Here is a 4,547-nt window from a genome sequence, read left to right on the forward strand (position 1 = left end):
GTCTGGAGATCTGGGGCAAGACGGGCTCCCGCCCCGGCTACCACACGGTGATCGCGGCCACCCGGGACCTGTCCCGCACCGTGGTCTACTCGGTCAACTCCACCGACGCCCGGGGCGACGGCGCCGCCATCGCCCAGCAGTTCGCCTTCCCCGCCTTCAACCGCTGACCGCGCCCGCCCCGGCCGCCGGCCCCGCAGCCGCGCCGTCGGCCGGGGCAACGACGCCGTCGGCCGGGGCAGCCGCGGCGGGCCCGGCGGCCCGGGCGGCCTCGGCGGTCAGGGCCTCGAGCCGCTTGATCCGCCGGCGCAGGACGAGCAGCGGGATCACCCCGAAGACGCCGAAGGAGATGTCGATCAGCGTCCAGAAGACCGGGATGCCGCGGATCGGCCCGCAGATCAGCGCCAGCGGGACGACGCCGGCACAGGCGATCATCCCGAACTCGATCACCCAGATGTTGCGCACCGGGTCCCGGTAGGGCCCCCAGAAGGCCACCGCGATCACCAGGTGGGCGAACGCCAGCCAGTCCGTCCCGTACAGCAGGAACGGGTACGCGGCGTCCGCCTCGTCCAGCCCTCGGCGCACCCGGGTGATCCACTCCATCAGCCCGTCGGGCGTCGGCAGCGCCTCCAGCACCTCCTGCGCCCACCGCAGTTCGTGCACCAGCGGGAAGGCGGTGGCGCCGCTGAGCACCAGGCACACGACGAAGAACAGCAACCAGCACCGAATGCCCCTCAGCAGGGCGGCTCTGTCATCCACACCGAGCAGCGTACGCCATCTTTGAACATGTTCAAATACAGTTCCGGGCCGTGCGTACGCACACACGACGACGGGGCCCCGGGCGGTGTCGTACCGCCCGGGGCCCCGTCGTCGTCGCAGGGTGCGCCGCTGCCGTCAGCCCTCCAGCGAGGTCATCACGTGCTTGATGCGCGTGTAGTCCTCGAAGCCGTAGCCGGAGAGGTCCTTGCCGTAACCGGACTTCTTGAACCCGCCGTGCGGCATCTCGGCGACCAGCGGGATGTGGGTGTTGATCCAGACGCAGCCGAAGTCCATCGACCGCGACATCCGCATCGCGCGGGCGTGGTCGCGGGTCCACACCGAGGAGGCCAGCGCGTAGTCGACGCCGTTGGCGTACTCCAGGGCCTGGGCCTCGTCGGTGAAGGACTGGACGGTGATGACCGGGCCGAAGACCTCGTTCTGGATGATCTCGTCGTCCTGCCGCAGGCCGGAGACGACGGTCGGGGCGTAGAAGTAGCCCTTGTCGCCGACCCGGTGGCCGCCGGCCTCGACCTTGGCGTGCGCCGGGAGGCGGTCGATGAAACCGGCGACCTGGGCGAGCTGGTTGGCGTTGTTCAGCGGCCCGTAGAGCACGTCCTCGTCGTCCGGCTGACCGGTCTTCGTGCCGGCCGCCGTCTTGGCGAGGGCGGAGACGAACTCGTCGTGCACCGACTCGTGGACCAGCACGCGGGTGGCGGCGGTGCAGTCCTGGCCGGCGTTGAAGTAGCCGGCCTCGGCGATGGCGGAGACGGCCTTGTCGATGTCCACGTCCTCGAAGACGACGACCGGCGCCTTGCCGCCGAGCTCGAGGTGGACCCGCTTGAGGTCCTTGGCGGCGGAGCCCGCGACCTGCATGCCGGCGCGCACCGAGCCGGTGATGGACGCCATCGCCGGGGTCCGGTGCTCGACCATCATGCGGCCGGTCTCGCGGTCGCCGCAGACGACGTTGAAGACGCCCTTGGGCAGGATGCCGCCGAGGATCTCGGCGAGCAGCACGGTCGACTCCGGCGTGGTGTCCGACGGCTTGAGGACCACGGTGTTGCCCGCGGCGATCGCCGGGGCGAACTTCCAGACGGCCATCATCATCGGGTAGTTCCACGGCGCGACCTGCGCGCAGACGCCGACCGGCTCGCGGCGGACGATGGAGGTCAGGCCCTCCATGTACTCGCCGGCCGAACGGCCCTCGAGCATCCGCGCGGCGCCCGCGAAGAAGCGGATCTGGTCCACCATCGGCGGGATCTCCTCGCTGCGGGTGAGCCCGACCGGCTTGCCGGTGTTCCTCACCTCGGCCGCGATGAGCTCCTCGGCCCGCTCCTCCACCGCGTCGGCGATCTTCAGGAGGGCCTTCTGGCGCTCGGCGGGAGTGGTGTCGCGCCAGGCCGGGAAGGCCGCGGCAGCCGCGGACATGGCCGCGTCGACGTCGGACTGCGCGGACAGCGGGGCGGTCGCGTAGGGCTCGCCCGTCGTCGGGTCGATCACCTCGGTGGTGCGCCCGTCGGCGGCGTCCCGGAACTCACCGTCGATGTAGTTGCGCAGACGACGCAGTTCGGTGGTCACTGCCGGCCTCCTGATCGATGCGGGTGTCCCGCTCACGCGGAACGTCTCGTTGCTTGAGACGCCCACCCTAGTCCGGAACCGCACGTTTCCGACACCCCCAACCGCGCCACATCTGCGAAATCCGCAGATAATCGGCGCCTGAACGACGAATTTCATCGGTCGACTCTTGCCGAACGATCGATCCGTCGTGCAGAGTGGCACCGTGGCCAGTCGAAACGCAGACCCGAGCGGCGGCACCCCGCACCTGGATTCCGTCTCCCTCGCGATCATCGAGCAGCTCCAGGAGGACGGCCGGCGCCCCTACGCGGCGATCGGCAAGGCGGTCGGCCTGTCCGAGGCGGCGGTGCGCCAGCGGGTGCAGAAGCTGCTGGACCAGGGCGTGATGCAGATCGTCGCGGTGACCGACCCGCTCACCGTGGGCTTCCGCAGGCAGGCCATGGTCGGCGTCCACGTCGAGGGCGACGTGGAGGCGGTGGCCGACGCGATCGCCGCCATGGACGAGGCGGAGTACGTGGTGATGACCGCGGGGCGGTTCGACCTCATCGTGGAGATCGTCTGCGAGGACGACGACCACATGCTGGAGATGATCAACCGGCGCATGCGCGCCGTCCCCGGAGTGCGCTCCACCGAGAGTTTCGTCTATCTCAAGCTGAAGAAGCAGACCTACATGTGGGGAACGCGATAGTCGTGAACAGCCAGGACAGCCAGGTTTCCAGCAACAAGGACCGCGGCAGGGCCGCCTACGACCACCTGTGGATGCACTTCACCCGCATGTCGTCGTACGAGAACGCCCCCGTCCCGACGATCGTGCGGGGCGAAGGCGTCCACATCTTCGACGACACCGGCAAGCGGTACCTGGACGGCCTGGCCGGCCTCTTCGTGGTCCAGGCGGGCCACGGCCGGGCGGTGCTCGCCGAGGCGGCCGCCGCGCAGGCGCGCGACCTGGCGTTCTTCCCCGTGTGGTCCTACGCCCATCCCCAGGCCGTCGACCTGGCCGAGCGGCTCGCGCACCACGCCCCGGGCGACCTGAACAAGGTCTTCTTCACCACCGGCGGCGGCGAGGCGGTGGAGACCGCCTGGAAGCTGGCCAAGCAGTACTTCAAGCTGACCGGCAAGCCCACCAAGCACAAGGTGATCTCCCGCGCCACGGCCTACCACGGCACCCCCCAGGGCGCCCTCTCGATCACCGGCCTGCCCGCCCTGAAGGCCCCGTTCGAGCCGCTGGTGCCGGGCGCGCACAAGGTGCCCAACACCAACCTCTACCGGGCCCCGCTCCACGGCGACGACCCGGAGGCCTTCGGACGCTGGGCCGCCGACCAGATCGAGCAGCAGATCCTCTTCGAGGGCCCCGACACGGTCGCCGCGGTCTTCCTCGAGCCGGTGCAGAACGCCGGGGGCTGCTTCCCACCGCCGCCCGGCTACTTCCGGCGGGTCCGGGAGATCTGCGACACCTACGACGTGCTGCTCGTCTCCGACGAGGTCATCTGCGCGTTCGGCCGCCTGGGCACGATGTTCGGCTGCGAGAAGTTCGGCTACCAGCCGGACATGATCACCTGCGCCAAGGGGATGACCTCGGGCTACTCCCCGATAGGAGCCTGCATCGTCTCGGACCGGCTCGCCGAGCCGTTCTACCAGGGCGGCAACGTCTTCCTGCACGGCTACACCTTCGGCGGCCACCCGGTCTCCGCGGCCGTCGCGATGGCCAACCTCGACATCTTCGAGCAGGAGAAGCTCAACCAGCACGTGCTGGACAACGAGGGCGCCTTCCTGGGCACCCTGGAGAAGCTGCGCGACCTGCCGATCGTGGGCGACGTGCGGGGCAACGGCTTCTTCTACGGCATCGAGCTGGTCAAGGACAAGGACACCAAGGAGACCTTCGACGCGGAGGAGACCGAGCGGGTGCTCTACGGGTTCGTCTCGAAGAAGCTCTTCGAGAACGGCCTGTACTGCCGGGCCGACGACCGCGGCGACCCGGTGATCCAGCTGGCCCCGCCGCTCATCTCCGACCAGGGCACCTTCGACGAGATCGAGCAGATCCTCCGCGCCACCCTGACGGAGGCGTGGACCAAGCTCTGATCCTGATCAGATCGCCTGTCGCCCGGATCCGCCGCGCGCCACTCTGTCCCTCCCGACGGGGCCTTCCCGCCGGGAGAGGCAGGGGGCGGGCATGAGGCGTGCGGTCACCGCGGTGGCGGTCGTGGCGGCGTGGGCGGTGC

Annotated in this window: 4 protein-coding genes and 1 pseudogene; 3 read left to right on the forward strand and 2 right to left on the reverse strand. The window is 69.9% G+C overall.

All coding sequences use genetic code 11. The annotated features are described in order from the left end of the window. Window positions 1-167: pseudogene (locus tag ACOV8S_RS13025) on the forward strand (peptidase); the annotation flags it as partial. Here ACOV8S_RS13025 and ACOV8S_RS13030 read toward each other — a convergent pair. Together ACOV8S_RS13030 and ACOV8S_RS13035 are read right to left on the reverse strand one after the other, a co-directional pair. Next, window positions 157-756: a hypothetical protein gene (locus ACOV8S_RS13030; RefSeq protein WP_448317993.1), complete on the reverse strand. Its 600-nt coding sequence runs from the start codon at window positions 754-756 to the stop codon at window positions 157-159. The pseudogene ACOV8S_RS13025 and the gene ACOV8S_RS13030 overlap by 11 nt on opposite strands. Before the next feature lie 135 nt (window positions 757-891). Beyond that, window positions 892-2,331 carry a gamma-aminobutyraldehyde dehydrogenase gene (locus tag ACOV8S_RS13035; RefSeq protein WP_448317994.1) on the reverse strand — a complete coding sequence of 480 codons (1,440 nt, stop codon included), beginning with the start codon at window positions 2,329-2,331 and terminating at the stop codon, window positions 892-894. A gap of 187 nt (window positions 2,332-2,518) precedes the next feature. On the opposite strand from ACOV8S_RS13035, the gene ACOV8S_RS13040 reads away from it, so the two are divergent. Both ACOV8S_RS13040 and ACOV8S_RS13045 read left to right on the forward strand, forming a co-directional pair. Beyond that, complete coding sequence (locus ACOV8S_RS13040) at window positions 2,519-3,016, forward strand: Lrp/AsnC family transcriptional regulator (protein WP_448317995.1); 498 nt, start codon at window positions 2,519-2,521, stop codon at window positions 3,014-3,016. Between the two features lie 2 nt (window positions 3,017-3,018). Next, window positions 3,019-4,407 (forward strand): aspartate aminotransferase family protein, encoded by a 1,389-nt coding sequence (locus ACOV8S_RS13045; protein ID WP_448318843.1) that lies wholly within the window; start codon window positions 3,019-3,021, stop codon window positions 4,405-4,407. Window positions 4,408-4,547: the final 140 nt, after the last annotated feature.

Source organism: Streptomyces sp. CO7 (assembly GCF_053474865.1).